This is a genomic window from Mesobacillus sp. LC4, assembly GCF_053543455.1.
Genome location: NZ_JBGCUB010000005.1, coordinates 293,346 through 309,116 on the forward strand (window position 1 = coordinate 293,346; position 15,771 = coordinate 309,116).

18 protein-coding genes and 1 riboswitch are annotated in these 15,771 nt (G+C 42.0%); of the genes, 15 read left to right on the forward strand and 3 right to left on the reverse strand.

Annotated elements, in window-relative coordinates; translation table 11 throughout:
- Positions 1 to 14 precede the first annotated feature (14 nt).
- The 4 genes from mtnN to AB5I83_RS16990 are packed head-to-tail and all read left to right on the forward strand — an operon-like array spanning position 15 to position 3,253.
- Positions 15 to 713, forward strand: a complete 699-nt coding sequence (mtnN, locus tag AB5I83_RS16975; RefSeq protein WP_448976893.1) for a 5'-methylthioadenosine/S-adenosylhomocysteine nucleosidase — start codon at positions 15 to 17, stop codon at positions 711 to 713.
- The gene (locus AB5I83_RS16980; RefSeq protein WP_102262363.1) at positions 713 to 1,180 is read left to right on the forward strand and encodes an S-ribosylhomocysteine lyase; all 468 of its coding nucleotides are present in this window, start codon (positions 713 to 715) and stop codon (positions 1,178 to 1,180) included. The genes mtnN and AB5I83_RS16980 overlap by 1 nt, the downstream gene beginning before the upstream one ends.
- A 15-nt stretch (positions 1,181 to 1,195) precedes the next feature.
- Positions 1,196 to 2,119 (forward strand): PLP-dependent cysteine synthase family protein, encoded by a 924-nt coding sequence (locus tag AB5I83_RS16985; RefSeq protein ID WP_448976895.1) that lies wholly within the window; start codon positions 1,196 to 1,198, stop codon positions 2,117 to 2,119.
- The gene (locus AB5I83_RS16990; protein ID WP_448976897.1) at positions 2,120 to 3,253 is read left to right on the forward strand and encodes a bifunctional cystathionine gamma-lyase/homocysteine desulfhydrase; all 1,134 of its coding nucleotides are present in this window, start codon (positions 2,120 to 2,122) and stop codon (positions 3,251 to 3,253) included.
- Between the two features lie 206 nt (positions 3,254 to 3,459).
- On the opposite strand, the gene AB5I83_RS16995 is transcribed toward AB5I83_RS16990, so the two are convergent.
- Together AB5I83_RS16995 and AB5I83_RS17000 are read right to left on the reverse strand one after the other, a co-directional pair.
- Positions 3,460 to 4,770 carry a nucleobase:cation symporter-2 family protein gene (locus AB5I83_RS16995; RefSeq protein ID WP_448976899.1) on the reverse strand — a complete coding sequence of 437 codons (1,311 nt, stop codon included), beginning with the start codon at positions 4,768 to 4,770 and terminating at the stop codon, positions 3,460 to 3,462.
- Positions 4,767 to 5,372: a xanthine phosphoribosyltransferase gene (locus AB5I83_RS17000; protein WP_226087513.1), complete on the reverse strand. Its 606-nt coding sequence runs from the start codon at positions 5,370 to 5,372 to the stop codon at positions 4,767 to 4,769. Before AB5I83_RS17000 ends, AB5I83_RS16995 begins: the two co-directional genes overlap by 4 nt.
- A gap of 130 nt (positions 5,373 to 5,502) precedes the next feature.
- A riboswitch (purine riboswitch) is annotated at positions 5,503 to 5,604 on the reverse strand.
- Between the two features lie 179 nt (positions 5,605 to 5,783).
- Between AB5I83_RS17000 and AB5I83_RS17005 the strand changes: the two genes are divergently transcribed.
- Together AB5I83_RS17005 and AB5I83_RS17010 are read left to right on the forward strand one after the other, a co-directional pair.
- Positions 5,784 to 7,532 (forward strand): ABC transporter ATP-binding protein, encoded by a 1,749-nt coding sequence (locus AB5I83_RS17005; protein ID WP_448976902.1) that lies wholly within the window; start codon positions 5,784 to 5,786, stop codon positions 7,530 to 7,532.
- Positions 7,533 to 7,535: 3 nt separating this feature from the next.
- Entirely contained in the window at positions 7,536 to 9,329 is a 1,794-nt protein-coding gene (locus AB5I83_RS17010; protein ID WP_448976904.1) for an ABC transporter ATP-binding protein, read from the forward strand.
- A 369-nt stretch (positions 9,330 to 9,698) separates the two neighbouring features.
- On the opposite strand, the gene AB5I83_RS17015 is transcribed toward AB5I83_RS17010, so the two are convergent.
- The gene (locus AB5I83_RS17015) at positions 9,699 to 9,869 is read right to left on the reverse strand and encodes an aspartyl-phosphate phosphatase Spo0E family protein (protein ID WP_167832994.1); all 171 of its coding nucleotides are present in this window, start codon (positions 9,867 to 9,869) and stop codon (positions 9,699 to 9,701) included.
- A gap of 301 nt (positions 9,870 to 10,170) precedes the next feature.
- On the opposite strand from AB5I83_RS17015, the gene AB5I83_RS17020 reads away from it, so the two are divergent.
- From AB5I83_RS17020 to AB5I83_RS17060, 9 genes are all read left to right on the forward strand, one after another.
- Positions 10,171 to 10,878 (forward strand): cytochrome c biogenesis CcdA family protein, encoded by a 708-nt coding sequence (locus AB5I83_RS17020; protein WP_167832995.1) that lies wholly within the window; start codon positions 10,171 to 10,173, stop codon positions 10,876 to 10,878.
- Positions 10,879 to 11,060: 182 nt separating this feature from the next.
- A complete protein-coding gene (locus AB5I83_RS17025; RefSeq protein ID WP_167832996.1) occupies positions 11,061 to 11,420 on the forward strand; it encodes a response regulator in 360 nt (119 codons plus the stop codon).
- An 81-nt stretch (positions 11,421 to 11,501) separates the two neighbouring features.
- The gene (locus AB5I83_RS17030) at positions 11,502 to 11,984 is read left to right on the forward strand and encodes a CcdC family protein (protein ID WP_226087516.1); all 483 of its coding nucleotides are present in this window, start codon (positions 11,502 to 11,504) and stop codon (positions 11,982 to 11,984) included.
- A gap of 159 nt (positions 11,985 to 12,143) precedes the next feature.
- Positions 12,144 to 12,686 carry an HAD-IIIA family hydrolase gene (locus tag AB5I83_RS17035; protein WP_448976906.1) on the forward strand — a complete coding sequence of 181 codons (543 nt, stop codon included), beginning with the start codon at positions 12,144 to 12,146 and terminating at the stop codon, positions 12,684 to 12,686.
- 3 nt (positions 12,687 to 12,689) lie between these two features.
- Positions 12,690 to 12,830: a hypothetical protein gene (locus AB5I83_RS17040; RefSeq protein ID WP_167832999.1), complete on the forward strand. Its 141-nt coding sequence runs from the start codon at positions 12,690 to 12,692 to the stop codon at positions 12,828 to 12,830.
- A gap of 26 nt (positions 12,831 to 12,856) precedes the next feature.
- Complete coding sequence (locus AB5I83_RS17045) at positions 12,857 to 13,729, forward strand: collagenase (protein ID WP_448977163.1); 873 nt, start codon at positions 12,857 to 12,859, stop codon at positions 13,727 to 13,729.
- Positions 13,730 to 13,864: 135 nt separating this feature from the next.
- Positions 13,865 to 14,494 (forward strand): class I SAM-dependent methyltransferase, encoded by a 630-nt coding sequence (locus AB5I83_RS17050; RefSeq protein ID WP_448976907.1) that lies wholly within the window; start codon positions 13,865 to 13,867, stop codon positions 14,492 to 14,494.
- Complete coding sequence (locus AB5I83_RS17055) at positions 14,491 to 15,096, forward strand: hypothetical protein (protein WP_448976908.1); 606 nt, start codon at positions 14,491 to 14,493, stop codon at positions 15,094 to 15,096. Before AB5I83_RS17050 ends, AB5I83_RS17055 begins: the two co-directional genes overlap by 4 nt.
- 195 nt (positions 15,097 to 15,291) lie before the next feature.
- The gene (locus AB5I83_RS17060; protein ID WP_448976909.1) at positions 15,292 to 15,741 is read left to right on the forward strand and encodes an NUDIX hydrolase; all 450 of its coding nucleotides are present in this window, start codon (positions 15,292 to 15,294) and stop codon (positions 15,739 to 15,741) included.
- Positions 15,742 to 15,771 lie beyond the last annotated feature (30 nt).

Consider the following 15,771-nt stretch of genomic DNA (forward strand, 5'->3'; position numbering starts at 1 on the left):
TGGAGAGTTGAGGCATGAGAGTTGGCATTATCGGTGCAATGGATGAAGAAGTTGATTTACTGCGCAGCAGGCTAGAAGAACGGAATGATACGATTCTAGCTCGAAGTGAATTTTATGAAGGTAAGATTAATAGTTTAGAAGTAGTCCTTTTGAAATCAGGAATCGGAAAAGTGAACGCGGCATTGGGAACGGCTTTGTTAATTGAGAAGTTCAATCCTGATGTCATCATCAATACGGGATCTGCAGGCGGTTTCCACAGGGATCTCAATGTAGGTGATGTCGTCATTTCTACGGAAGTGAGACACCATGATGTGGATGTGACCATTTTTGGTTATGAATATGGCCAGGTACCGAGAATGCCTGCCTACTTTGCTCCGGATGACAGTCTAGTAGATGCGGCAGTTAGAAGTGCTGAAAAAATTAATGGTATACAGGTTGTTAAGGGCTTAATCGCATCTGGAGATTCTTTTATGAATGATGCTGAGAGGGTAGAATTCATCCGGAACAAGTTGCCTGATTTGTTTGCTGCGGAAATGGAAGCAGCCGCAATCGCCCAGGTGGCCCATCAATTTGATAAACCATTTGTCATCATCAGGTCACTCTCCGATATTGCAGGGAAGGAATCCAATATCTCATTTGACCAGTTCTTAGAAACAGCAGCGAAGAATTCCGCAGAATTAATTTTACTAATGTTAGAGGAGTTGAAAAAATAATGGTGAAAAAAATGAATGTTGAAAGCTTTAATTTAGATCATACGAAGGTGGCCGCACCATATATCCGTTTGGCAGGAACAACTCAAGGGGCAAATGGCGATGTCATCCATAAGTATGATATTCGCTTCTGCCAGCCAAACAAAGAGCATATGGAAATGCCGGGCCTTCATTCACTTGAACACTTAATGGCAGAAAATATTCGTAATCACCATGGAAGTGTAGTGGATATTAGTCCTATGGGCTGCCAGACTGGGTTTTACCTGTCGGTGATCAACCATGATGATTATGACAATATTCTTGAAGTGTTGGAAAAGACTCTGAAAGATGTGCTTGAGGCTGATGAAGTGCCAGCCTGCAATGAAATCCAGTGCGGCTGGGCTGCGAGCCACAGTCTTGAGGGAGCAAAAGAAATTGCAGCAAAAATGCTTGCCAAGAAGGACGAGTGGCGTCAGGTATTTGCTGAATAAGGAGAGTAAAATGAGATGACGGTTTACCGCAGTATCCATGAATTGATTGGACATACCCCAATGGTTGAACTTACTCAATTCCAATTGCCTGAGGATGTTCGTTTATATGCCAAGCTGGAATACTTAAACCCAGGAGGCAGTGTAAAAGATCGGCTTGGGTTGGAGTTGCTCGATGAGGCATTCCGTACAGGCAAATTGGCGAAAGGCGGTACATTGATTGAACCTACTGCCGGAAACACGGGAATCGGGCTGGCGCTGGCAGCAATCAACAAAGGTATTGAGGTGATTTTTGTGGTGCCCGAGAAATTCAGCATTGAGAAACAGACGGTGATGAAGGCTCTCGGCGCAAAGATCATACACACACCTACAGCCGAGGGGATGGCAGGCGCAATTAGCCGAACCGAACAATTGCTAAAAGAAATTTCAAACTCCTACTCACCATCCCAATTTTCTAATCCGGCAAATCCGGATACTTATTATAAATCGCTGGGACCTGAGATTTGGGAGGACATGGAAGGACAGATTGATATTTTCGTAGCTGGTGCGGGAACCGGAGGAACCTTCATGGGTACTGCAAAGTTTTTAAAAGAGAAGAATCCAATGGTAAAAACCGTCATTGTTGAACCCGTAGGATCGATATTAAATGGAGGCCAGTCTGGTCCCCATAAAACAGAAGGAATTGGAATGGAGTTCCTGCCGACATATATGGACACTTCTTTATTTGATGGGATCTATACCATTTCCGATGAAAATGCATTCAACGCCGTGAAGGAACTTGCGGCTAGAGAGGGAATACTTGCTGCAAGCTCATCTGGCGCAGCTCTTCACGCAGCTTTGCTAGAAGCACGAAAAGCCCCTCCTGGCACAAACATCGTTACTGTCTTTCCAGACGGAAGTGAACGTTACTTAAGCAAGAAAATCTACGAGGGGGGAATTTAAATGAAACGCAAAACGAAGATGATTCATGCAGGCATTCCTGGCGATAAGGTTACGGGCGCTGTTTCTTTTCCAATTTACCAGGTTAGTACTTACAAGCAGGACGACGTAGGAGTCCATAAAGGGTATGAGTATTCTCGGACAGGCAATCCAACCAGGTTTGCATTAGAAGAATTGATCAAGGATCTGGAAGAAGGGAAAAGAGGTTTTGCCTTTGGTTCCGGAATGGCAGCAATCACGGCTGTGATGATGCTTTTCAACTCTGGTGATCACATCATTTTGACCGATGATGTTTATGGTGGCACATACAGAGTTATGAACAAGGTCCTAAACCGGATTGGTATTGAATCTACATTTGTTGACACAACGGACCTGGATGCGGTAAAGGATGCGATTCAGCCAAATACTAAGGCACTTTATATTGAGACACCAACCAATCCACTTTTAAAAGTAACCGACATTAAAGCTTGTGCGGACTTGGCAAAAGATCATAATTTACTGACAATCGTCGATAATACGTTCAGTACACCATACTGGCAGACACCGCTGACTTTGGGCGCTGATATGGTGCTTCATTCTGCTACAAAGTATCTCGGCGGCCACAGTGATGTAGTCGCAGGGTTGGTCGTCGTGAATGATGATCAGTTGGCTGAAGACCTGCATTTCGTCCAGAATTCCACTGGTGGAATATTAGGGCCTCAGGATTCATGGCTGCTTGTGCGTGGAATTAAAACTCTAGGCCTTCGAATGGAAGCACACGAGGAAAATACGGCGAAAATCGTCGAGTTTCTTACAGGACAAGAAGCAGTGAAGAAGATCTACTATCCAGGCCTTGAAACGCATCCTCAGCATGCAATTGCAAAGGAGCAGGCAGAAGGTTTCGGTGGTATGGTCAGCTTTGATGTAGGAAGCGCAGAAAAAGCGGCTGAAGTGTTAAGTAGGGTAAAATTCTTCACACTTGCTGAGAGTCTCGGAGCGGTGGAAAGCTTAATTTCTGTTCCAGCCAAAATGACCCATGCTTCCATACCGGCTGAGCGCAGGGCGGAATTAGGAATTACAGACGGATTGATCCGTATTTCCGTAGGGATTGAAGATGCAGAAGACTTAATAGAGGATTTGAAGCAGGCTTTGCAATAGAAAGCTTGACTGAATTGGCGGATGAAAAATGGAGATTCACGAAAAAAGGTTACAACGGGGCTGTTGGCGCCCAAAAACTCGAGGTTGACTAAATGAAGCCGATTGGCGCCCAAAAACTCGAGATTTATGAAAAATGGGTCACTAATAGAATAATAGAATGATAATAGGCACCGGGTTCAGCCGGTGCCTATTTTATATTCCTCTATTTAAGAAGCTTTCTGCTCAGCAAAAGAAACTTTATGGTCAGCTTTATTAGATTTAAATACATTAAACACTAAATTCAATCCAATCGCTGTTAAGCTGCCGGCAACGATTCCGTTATCTGTCAGGATTCTGATGCTTGTAGGCATTTGTGAGAATAATTCTGGCACGGCTGTCACACCGAGTCCCATTCCGACTGAGCAAGCAATGATTAATAGATTCTCCTGTGATGCGAAATCTACCTTGCTGAGCATTTTGATTCCATAAGCGACGACCATGCCGAACATCGCAACCATAGCCCCTCCAAGAACAGGGGTTGGAATAATTGTAGTTAAGGCACCAATCTTCGGCATAAGTCCAAGCAGTACAAGGAAGGCACCTGCTGTATAGATGACGTTCTTCGTCTTCACTCCGGACAACTGAAGCAGTCCGACATTTTGTGAATAGGTGGTATAAGGAAATGCATTAAAGAACGCACCAAGTATAATCGCAAGTCCCTCGGCACGATAACCGCTCGCAAGATCTTTCTCTTCAAGCTTTTCTTCACAAATATCCCCAAGAGCAAAGTAAACTCCAGTTGACTCCACCAGGCTGACCATTGCTACAAGGATCATTGTCAGTATAGCTGAAACTTCAAAGGTTGGCAGGCCGAAGTAGAATGGAGCTGGCATGTGAAGCCAGGAAGCCTCCTCAACAGCAGTGAAACTGACCATTCCCATAAAATAAGCAACGACCGTTCCCCCGGCCAATCCCAACAAAATCGCTATTGCTCGAATAAATCCTTTGAAAAAACGGAACAGCACAATAATAAACAGCAAAGTGCCGAAAGCGAGTCCGATATTCGTAAGAGAACCAAAGTCAGGGCTGCCCTGTCCGCCTGCCATGTTATTCATCGCCACAGGAATTAAAGTGATTCCGATGATGGTCACGACAGATCCGGTCACTACTGGAGGGAAAAACCTGACAAGCTTTCCAAAGTACTTAGAAATCGTAACGACAAATATCCCTGAAACAAGGATGGAACCGTAGATTGCTGATATTCCGTATTGTCCGCCAATCGCTATCATCGGCCCAACGGCTGTGAAGGTACAGCCTAGAACCACAGGCAGGCCAATACCGAAGAATTTATTTTTCCATACCTGCAGAAGCGTAGCAATCCCGCACATGAAAATATCAATTGAAACTAAGTAAGTCAACTGTTCTCCTGTTAAACCGAGAGCACCGCCAACGATCAATGGAACAATTACTGCTCCTGCATACATCGCCAGTACATGCTGAATTCCTAATGAAGCTATCTTAAAAGGATTCTGTTTCATCGCGTCAATTCCGCCTTTGTCTCTGTAGTAGGTTGTTCAAATCTGACTAAGCCATTTTCAAGCGAGCTAATAATAGCCAAAGATTCAACGGTGTAGCCTTTATCTCTGAGCAGAGAACCGCCATCCTGGAATCCTTTTTCAATCACAATTCCGATTCCTGCAACGGTGGCTTTTGCTTTGTTGGCTATTTCTGCGAGACCCAATGCTGCTTGTCCATTGGCCAGGAAATCGTCGATGATCAGTACCTTATCTTCTTCCGAAAGGTAATGACTAGAAACGGAAATTTCGCTGTTTTCTTCCTTCGTAAAAGAGTAGATAGATGCTGTGATCAAGTCATTTACAAGAGTCAAAGATTTTCTTTTTCTGGCAAAAACAACTGGTACATTCAGTTTAAGTCCAGTCATGACCGCAGGAGCAATTCCCGATGATTCGATTGTCAGGATTTTAGTAATGCCACAATGAGCAAACCGCCCGGCAAACTCTTTCCCAATCTCATCCATCAGCTGAGGGTCAATCTGGTGGTTAAGGAATGAATCCACCTTTAGCACTGATGATGACAGGACAGTTCCTTCATTCTTGATTTTTTCAATAAGCATTTTCATCGTATTCCTCCTCCTAGATGAGGGCTCAAAAACATAAAAAAGCCCAAAACCTTGCATTCACATCATAAAATGAGTGAAGCAATGGCCTTAGGCTTATCAAAAAGCTACGGGCAAATAAAGGTTGAGTTCAACCTTTGCACTGCTCACTCATAGTCGGATTATTTACGGTAATCCGGTAGAAACTTGCAGGCCATATCCCCGCGATTATATGAGTGAATGTTTAATTTATAGATATTATATCACTATTTTATTTTGATTCAACAGATTATACAGAAAAACCGAACGAATTACCCATCTTTATTTTTATTATTCGTATTATAGTTATTTAGTTATTAAAAATAAAAAATCTTCCCCATTTTACAAATATTTGATAAACTATTTAAGCATTTGAGGGGTTTGGGGGATATACATATGAGCGTATTCAAGGATTTATTATGGTATTTCAAGTCGGAGAAAAAGGCTTATTTGACAGGGATTTCACTACTGTTATTTGTGGCACTCCTGCAGCTTGTTCCGCCGCGGGTCATTGGAATAATAGTAGATGAGATAACAAATGGGACGCTGACGGCCGGGAAACTAGGGAAATGGATTTTAGTGTTAGCGGCATCAGGACTGGCAATGTATTCTCTTCGTTATTATTGGAGAATCATGATTTTTGGTTCCGCGGTAAAGCTGGCGCGATTGTTAAGGAATCGTCTATATGCCCACTTTACGAGTATGTCGCAGTCTTTTTACCAAAAGAGAAGGACAGGGGATCTGATGGCTCATGCCACAAACGATTTATCTGCCATCCAGCAGACAGCAGGTGCTGGTGTCCTGACATTTGTTGACTCTGTCTCCACCGGAGGCTTCGTCATTATCGCGATGGCAGCGACAATCAGCTGGAAACTGACCTTGATCGCTTTGATTCCAATGCCGTTCATGGCTTTGCTGACAAGCTGGTACGGGACAATGCTTCATAAAAGGTTCCATAAAGCCCAGGAAGCATTCTCAGATTTGAATGATAAGACCCAGGAAAGCATCACAGGAATTAAGGTCATTAAGACATTTGGCCAGGAAAAAGAAGATATTGAGGATTTCCGTAAACAATCTGAGGATGTTGTGAATAAGAACATTTCCGTCGCAAAGGTTGATGCTTTATTCGACCCGACGATTTCAATCATTGTCGGAATCTCGTTCTTCTTATCCATTGCTTTTGGAGCAAGGTATGTGTTGAACGGCGAATTGACTATTGGACAACTGGTATCGTTCACTTCCTATCTTGGCTTGCTTGTTTGGCCGATGCTGGCGTTCGGCTGGTTTTTCAATATTGTTGAACGTGGAAGGGCCTCGTATGACCGCGTTTCCGCGTTGCTTGATGAAAAAATCGACATTCAGGACAAACCTGATGCCTTGGATATGGTTCCAAATGGTGACATTAAATATGATATCGAGACTTTCACTTATCCTGGTGATCAGGAAGCTTTATTGCAGGATATCAAGTTTGCACTTGGAAAAGGGCAGACGCTTGGGATCGTTGGAAAGACTGGTGCGGGGAAAACGACTTTATTGAAATTGTTAATCCGGGAATTTGACCTTTCGGAAGGCAGCATCAGCATTGGAGGAAGAAGTATCCTGGACTATAAGATGGATCGATTGAGACAGGCGATTGGATACGTCCCGCAGGATCATTTCCTTTTTTCCGCAACGGTCCGGGATAACATTGCCTTCGCAAATCCTGCTGTCGATGAGGAAGTCATCTATAGTTCTGCCAGAGTGGCGAACATCCATGAGGATATTCTTGAATTTACGGAAGGCTATCAAACGGTTGTCGGAGAGCGAGGGGTTTCACTGTCAGGTGGGCAGAAGCAGCGGATTTCGATTGCCCGTGCACTGGTGATGAATCCCGAGATCCTCATTCTCGACGATTCCCTATCGGCGGTCGATGCGAAAACGGAGGAACAAATACTATCAGCTTTGAAAGAAAATCGAAAAGATAAGACAACCATCATTACGGCACACAGATTGAGTGCAATCCACCATGCCGATTTGATCGTCGTCCTTGAAGATGGCCGAATTGCTGAACGCGGAACTCACGATCAATTGATGGAGCATGACGGTTGGTACAAGGATATGTATTTGAGACAGCAGCTTGAAGAGCTTGTCGAGCAGGGAGGGTGACCAATGGAAAAAACGCCTGTATTAAACGCGAAAGAGCAGCGTTCTGTGCTGTTCCGGCTTCTTGCCTATGGAAAACCGCATCTAAAGATGATTTTTGTCGCCTTCGGATTCTTGCTGCTCGCAACAGTTGGTGATGTGCTAGGACCGATATTGGTGAAAATTTTCATCGATGATTACCTGAGGGAAGGCTACTTGCCTTTCCAGCCATTGTTGATGCTCGGAGCTGCCTATATTGGCATCCAGATTCTCAATGTGCTCGTTTCATATTTTCAGCTTTTGAAGTTCCAGGAGATTGCGCTGAAAATCATCCAGCAAATGAGGATTGATGTTTTTACGAAGGTGCAGCAGCTTGGATTGAAATATTTCGATAAAACCCCTGCTGGCTCACTTGTATCAAGGGTTACGAATGATACCGAAGCGATCAAGGATATGTTCGTCAGCGTCATTGCGACTTTTATCCAAAGCGGATTCCTGCTCTTCGGGATCTTTGTCGCGATGTTCGTCCTGAATGTAAAGCTGGCACTGTTCACGATGCTGATATTACCGTTCATCGTGTTCATCATGAGTTTGTACCGCAAGCTTAGTTCAAGGTTTTACCAGGATATGCGCGAACGCCTGAGCCAGCTGAATGCAAAGCTCAGTGAATCTCTTCAGGGCATGTCGATTATCCAGATGTTCCGACAAGAAGAAAGATTGAAAAAAGAATTCGGAGAAATTAACGACAAGCATTTTGATGCTGGGATGAGAAACATCAAGGCAGATGGACTCCTGCTGCGCCCGGCGGTTGACCTTGTCTATATTTTAGCTTTAATTATCGTGCTCAGCTTTTTCGGCATTACTTCTTTTGACAGTCCAATTGAGATTGGAGTGCTGTATGCATTCATCAATTATCTCGATCGCTTTTTCGAACCGGTCAACAATATGATGATGCGGCTTTCCATGTACCAGCAGGCGATTGTCGCAGCCTCGCGTGTATTCAAACTGCTGGATGAAGAGGAACTGGCTCCGGGACAGACTGGGACGGAAGCCGACAAAATCAATAAAGGTAAAATTGAATTCAAGGATGTCAGTTTTTCATATGATGGCAAAAGGGATGTACTGAAGAACATCAGTTTCACCGTCAACCCAGGGGAAACTCTTGCCTTTGTCGGCCACACTGGAAGCGGGAAAAGCTCGATTATCAATCTGCTGATGCGGTTTTATGAATTTGAACGCGGTGATATTCTTATTGATGACCATTCAATAAAAAGCTATCCGGTAAGAGAGTTGCGGCATAAAATGGGGCTTGTCCTACAGGATCCGTTCTTGTTCTATGGAACAATCGGAGATAATATCAGGCTGCACAACAGCGACCTGACTGAAGAGGATATAAGGAGGGCAGCTGAATTCGTCCAGGCGGATTCCTTCATTGACAAACTGGAAGATGGATACTCACAAAAAGTGACCGAGCGAGGCTCCACTTTTTCAAGCGGTCAGAGGCAATTGATCGCTTTTGCCAGGACAATTGCGGCTAATCCGAAAATCCTTGTGCTGGATGAAGCGACTGCAAACATTGATACAGAAACCGAAGAGGCCATCCAGACGGCGCTTGCCAAGATGCGAAAGGGCAGGACGACAATCGCCATTGCCCATAGACTGTCGACCATCCAGGATGCGGACCAGATTATCGTCCTACATCATGGTGAGATTGTAGAACGCGGTACACATCAGGAACTGCTTGTCCAACAGGGGCTTTACCACAAGATGTATCTCCTGCAGAATGGATCAGTCGAACGATTGGAAGATGTTGTTGGATAAATAATCATATTATGTAAATTGGCGATTAATAAAAAGAATATAAAATAATACCTTACGAATACTCTACAAATGTTATCTCTGCCAGGTGTAGACCACAACAGCTCAATATAATCATATCAGGCAGATATGAAACTTTTCGCCTTAGGAATCGTACTATTATTGGTCATCCATTAATGTAATCGAGGAAGAGGGAAATAAGATGGGATTGAAGGGTATGATAAAGAAGGAGATTAAAAAACAAGTGAAGAAGCAAATAACAAAGAAAGCTGGAAAGAGTGCAGGTAAAATAATCGGAAAAGTTATGAAGAAGTTTTAGATTTTGTGTGAGAAAAATAAAACAGCTATACGCTTATGGCGTTTAGCTGTTTTTTAGTGGGCTGCTATCTTTTTTATATATACCCGGTTATATTCATTGAGTAGTTCATCAAGTTCCTGGCTGTAAGTGATGGCAATGGAGGAATTCAGGCCGTTCTGTGAAGCGATCTGTATCAGCTCTTCGCGTTTCTTTTCAATAAGGGTGATCAGTTGCTCTTTAGACAATGTGAAAATCCTTTCTTGTTTTATCTCTCGGCAGTATATTAAATAAGTTTATGTAAATTCGTTATAAATATAGCAATTATTACAAGTGCTATATTAGTATATAGCATATACTGCCAAATTTCAAAAGAAACATTTGTAAAATATTTTCCTGTAAAAAATATACACCATCATTTATTACCCAGTTTTTTAGAAGGTAAACACCTTTTTAATAGAAATTAATAATTTGTTCACAGTTAAACTATAATAATAGTAAATGGTTTTGTTAGAATGGGACTAACGAATATGGACTGGAGATGGAACGATGACAGATATAAATATTTTCATTGCAATGGGCGCGGGCTTCCTGAGCTTTATTTCTCCATGCTGCTTGCCCCTTTATCCGGCATTTTTATCTTATATTACCGGGATGTCCGTTGGAGAACTGAAGAGCGAAAATGCAATGCTGCAAAAGCGCAGCCTGCTCCATACCTTATTTTTCCTGCTGGGCTTTTCGGTGATTTTCATTGCGATTGGCTTCGGCACTTCATTTGTAGGCCAATTTTTCATTCAGTACCAGGATCTTATCCGTCAGCTCGGTGCGATCTTCATTGTTGCATTCGGGTTAATGGTCATTGGTTTCTTTAAGCCTGAATTTCTGATGAAAGACCGCAAAATAGAATTCAAGAACCGCCCATCAGGTTATTTTGGGTCCTCTTTAATCGGTATGGCATTTGCAGCCGGATGGACGCCATGTACTGGTCCGATCCTTGCTTCGGTCATTCTGCTTGCGAGCTCTAACCCTGGGTCGGGTATGCTGTATATGATCGCCTATACACTTGGTTTTGCGATTCCTTTCTTCATTCTTTCTTTCTTTATCGGAAAAATGCAGTGGATTCGTAAGCATAATGTGAAAATCGTTAAAATCGGCGGCTATATCATGATCGTAGTCGGAATCATGTTGTTCTTCGACTGGATGACAAAGCTGATTTCGATTCTTTCCATGTTTTTTGGCGATTTTACAGGTTTTTAATAGGCATAAATATTATTGAGTTCTGGGGCTATATGAGAGGTTCCTCATAAGTGTTTTTTCGATGTGAGAATTTTGTCGGTGTCTTTACATTGAAAATAATGGTTAAATATAGTTATATAGTAATTGAGGGAAGAACTTAACAGAGTAAGATACTTGTTGTGATTGTCGGGGAGGATACAGCGATGGCCAGAATTTTGATAGTTGACGACGCAAAATTTATGAGAATCACCTTAACCAATATTCTGAAGAAAGCGAATCACGAGATAGTAGGGGAAGCTGAAAATGGAAGAGAAGCAGTCGCGCTGTATCGCGAACTGAAACCCGACCTTGTGACAATGGACATTACGATGCCGGAAATGAGCGGTCTGGATGCTGTAAAAGAAATCAAGAAGGATTTCAAGGATGCAAAAATCATCATGTGCTCAGCCATGGGGCAGCAAAAAATGGTGGTTGATGCAATCGAGGCTGGAGCGAAGGATTTCATCGTTAAGCCATTCGATGATTCACAGGTAGTCGATTCGGTATCAAGAGTATTAAGATAAAAAAAGCCATTTAAGCCTATCTTAAATGGCTTATTTTCATTATAATAATGTGGAAAACTATAATAAGGGATGAAGTAAAAAATGAATTATGTTCTGGCGTCAACCGTAGGGGCAGTTGGCATGGCCATCTTTGTGACATTCATGAGAATGAAGGCTGCCAAAAAGCCTGCCTCAGCCAAGAAAATTATCTTACCGCCAATCTTCATGAGCACTGGTGCGCTCATGTTCATTTTTCCAATGTTCAGGGTACATTCCTTACAGATCATAGAGGCACTAACAGTTGGGATGCTATTTTCGATTCTGCTTATCAAGACCTCTAAATTTGAAGTGCGAGGCAGGGAAATCTTTTTAAAGAGATCCAAGGCATTTGCCTTCATCTTAATCGGTCTGTTAATCGTACGTGTAATCGCTAAACTAGTGCTAAGCAGCTCATTCGATGTCGGTGAACTGGGCGGCATGTTCTGGATTCTCGCATTTGGAATGATCGTTCCTTGGCGAGTCGCGATGTATGTTCAATTTAAAAAGCTTCAAAATGAATTGCATAGTGGAACAAATATGAATTAATCAGAACCCTTGCCAGGCGGCAAGGGTTTTTTGGTTTTCGTTCAGTAATGGAAATTTTGGATATAAATGTATTTTGCTTAATGGTATGATGGAATTAATTGAATTTTAAAAATGTTGTTGCTGGGTAATCGGGTGTTTGTGTTTGAAAGGAGAGATATTGTGTTAGATATCCAGGCTGTTTTTATAGATCGTGACGGAACACTAGGTGGGAGTGACAAAGTGATATATCCTGGGGATTTTGAGTTATTTCCCGGTGTCCAGGTTTCAATCAATCTTTTAAAAGACAACCATATACTAGTCTTTTCTTTTACGAACCAGCCAGGTATTGCGATGGGGGAAGCTACTGTTGATCAGTTTGAATATGAGTTGAATTCTTTTGGGTTCCATAAGTTGTACCTATGTCCTCACCGCCATGATGAAGGATGTGTATGCAGGAAGCCTTCTGCTGGCATGTTGAAAAAAGCTGCTGATGAACATGCCCTTGATTTGGGGCGATGTGTGGTGATTGGGGACCGGTGGACGGACGTGCTGGCTGCTGATGAAGCAGGCTGTTTAAAGATTTTAGTCAAAACGGGCAGCGGACAAAAAGCCTACGATAAATACATAAACAACCAATATTATGGGCGATGGGGTGAAGTTCATCCAGATTTTATTGCCGCGGATTTAAATGAAGCTATAAGCTGGATCATGAGGGAGGGGTAAAAAATGACCGTCATTATAGCCATTCTTTTATTTGGACTTATGGTCGATTTTACTAAGCTCAGGAAACAAAATGAGAAAATGATTGAGCAAAACGAAAAAATGATTTCATTGCTTGAGGAACAAGCGAATAGAGGGAAGGAATGAGCCGGAGGAATATAAGATTGTTGGTGATGATTTTTTCTATCATACTAACCATATTTTTGGTGAGTATTTTTGGAATCCTTAAGCTGTTCCAAAAGGAGCTGAATGCAAGTACAGGAGGAAATGAAACTTTTTATACAACAGCTAAAGCTTTTTTTACTTTAAATTATGACAGTGAGTTAGAGAAGAAACTGAAAGCTGAAAGCATGAAGCGTAAGTACGAACATGTTTCGATATTTTATCAGGAAGAGAATGAGAAGTTGATTCCAATGACAGTTGAAACACTGCAGTGGGCAGAAGAGATGTCTAGTGGATTACTTGGAAGGTACGAAAAAAATCCTATCGATCTGATTTTTATGGATAGAGAGCACTTACAAAAACTTTCGAATTTGGATGGTGTATCCGGATATTATTCCAATTTTGATAAAGTAATGGGGATCCATGTTCATCCTGAAAATGTGGAGAGCATTTTAGAAACACCGCTAAGTTATTTTCAAAGACCGATTCTTCATGAATACGCGCACTATGCTACCTTCAGAAAAATAGAGGAAGCCGGCGCGTTTGCTGATTTGTTTCCGCTATGGTTCATTGAGGGGATAGCAGAATATGTTGCGAGCGATCAGACTGAGGTACATTATGATGTAAACCAATACGAAATCCTGCCTCTTGAAAACATCACCTGGGGAGATGGCTGGAAGGAAGCACGCCAAATCGAAACAGCAGACCCTTATATTCAAAGTTATTTGTCAGTAAACTATTTGATACAGGTGTATGGCAAGGATATATTAGTGGAATTAATCCAGAAGACGAACGATACCAATGGGTTTTACAGAGTATTGGAAAAAGTCACTGAAAAGCCAGTTGCAAAATTTGAACAAGATGTACTTGATTACTATCGTTAGAAGAACTCTACGAAAGATGGCGATTGAGATGGAACAGGCGAGAAAACTCAGAGACATCAGAAAAATAATGGAGAACATCTCAGCGTAAATGAATAGGGAGTGCTCGATGTTCTCAAAAAAATTGGAGGAGCATTCATGTTAAATAAACAAGGATTTGATTTGTGGGCAGACGGCTATGACCAAACAGTCCAGGTTAGTGAAGAAAATGGAGTATACCCATTTGCGGGGTATCGTGCCATCTTGAATACTATTTTTAATGATGTGATGGAAAAGGAAAATGCGAGAGTACTGGATATCGGCTTTGGAACAGGTGTTTTAACATCAAAGCTGTATGAAAATGGCCATCATATCGATGGAATCGATTTTTCAGAGAGAATGATCGCTCTGGCACAGGCAAAAATGCCGAAAGCCAATCTAATAGAATGGGATATTGCTAACGGCTTGCCTGCAGAAATAAAAGGTTTGAAGTATGACTATATTCTAAGTACATATGCACTGCACCATTTAACTGACGAAGAGAAGGTTTCTTTTATTAAGGGATTAATGCCATTGCTAATGGATGACGGCAAAATCCTGATCGGGGACATTGCCTTTGAAACGAGGAAGCTTCTCGAAATCTGTAAAAATGACAGCAAAGAATTCTGGGATGATGATGAGTTTTACTTTGTATTCAATGAGATCTGTTGTGATTTAGAGAATAGCTGCAAACTGGAATTCCTGCCGATTTCCCATTGTGGCGGAGTGATAGAAGTTACGAAGAAATGATTGAATTAGCACTGTTCACGTTAGGCAGTGCTTTTTCTACTTTGAAAAATGGAGGCAGATTGAGGGTGAAAACTAGGCTAATAACTATTTCTTTGGCGGTCATTCTTTTGGCAATTGGGTTAACTACATTCCCAACAGCTAGCCAAGCTTGCAAATGTGTCGAAGAGAAAAGTATTGAAAAAGAATTGAAAGCCTCCAAAGCGGTATTCAGCGGGAAGGTCATTGAAATTAAAACCTCATTTAATAATAGAAAAATATTATTTGAGGTTGAAGAAACGTGGAAAGGCGTATCACAAACAGAAATCATACTGGAAGATGAATGGTCCAGCTGTTCTACTGATTTTTTTGAGGGAGAATCTTACTTGGTGTATGCCCATGAATTCCAGGGTGAATTAACAACGGATATATGTGACCGAACTAGGGAGTTAAGAAGCGCAGAGGGAGATTTAGCAACACTGGGAACAGGGGCAACGCCAACTGAGGAAGTGGATTTAAGAGAACAATTACGAAGCCCAGCCTTCCGCTACATCTATATCTGGCTTCCGTTGGTTAGCTTAATAATTGTGTTCGTCATATTTATTAGAAAACGGTCCGCAAAATGACGTGATGATGGACAGAAATAGTAGGATTGAGGGAGAAAGTGTCCGTCAGATTTTTTTATTTATAGTGATAATACATGAATATTTCAAGAAAGCGGTTTTTAAAAGAAATCGCTTTTAGTTTTGGAAAAAAGAAGGAAATGAACTGCTTCTGTCGAATTTTGTTTAACTAGAAAATTTTACTAATCAGGAGGAACTATGGGATACATAGATGATTTACGGAGGGTTATTGGTCATCAGCCGCTTATCTTGGTTGGGGTCGCAGTAGCAGTTATAAACGAGACAGGAGAATTCTTGTTGCAAAAACGCCAGGATGGAAAATGGGGAGTTCCAGGCGGATTTATTGAGTTAGGCGAATCTACGGAGGATGCAGGCAGAAGGGAAGTCCTTGAAGAAACTGGGCTTGAAATCGGAAAGTTGAATCTGGTTGGTGTTTTTTCGGGTAAGGAACACCATGTCATACTGCCAAATGGGGATGAATTTTATCCAGTTACTGTTGCCTATGTAACAAGGGATATTATTGGGGGAGTGCTTCAGGCGGATGGCGATGAAACTACCGAAGCCCGATTTTTTAATGTGAATGAGTTACCTGAAAATCTTAATCCGTTAATAAAGAACCTAATGAAGCAATTTACGGTCACGTTGTGAGGATTATAAAAAAAGTTCAGAAACAAATAT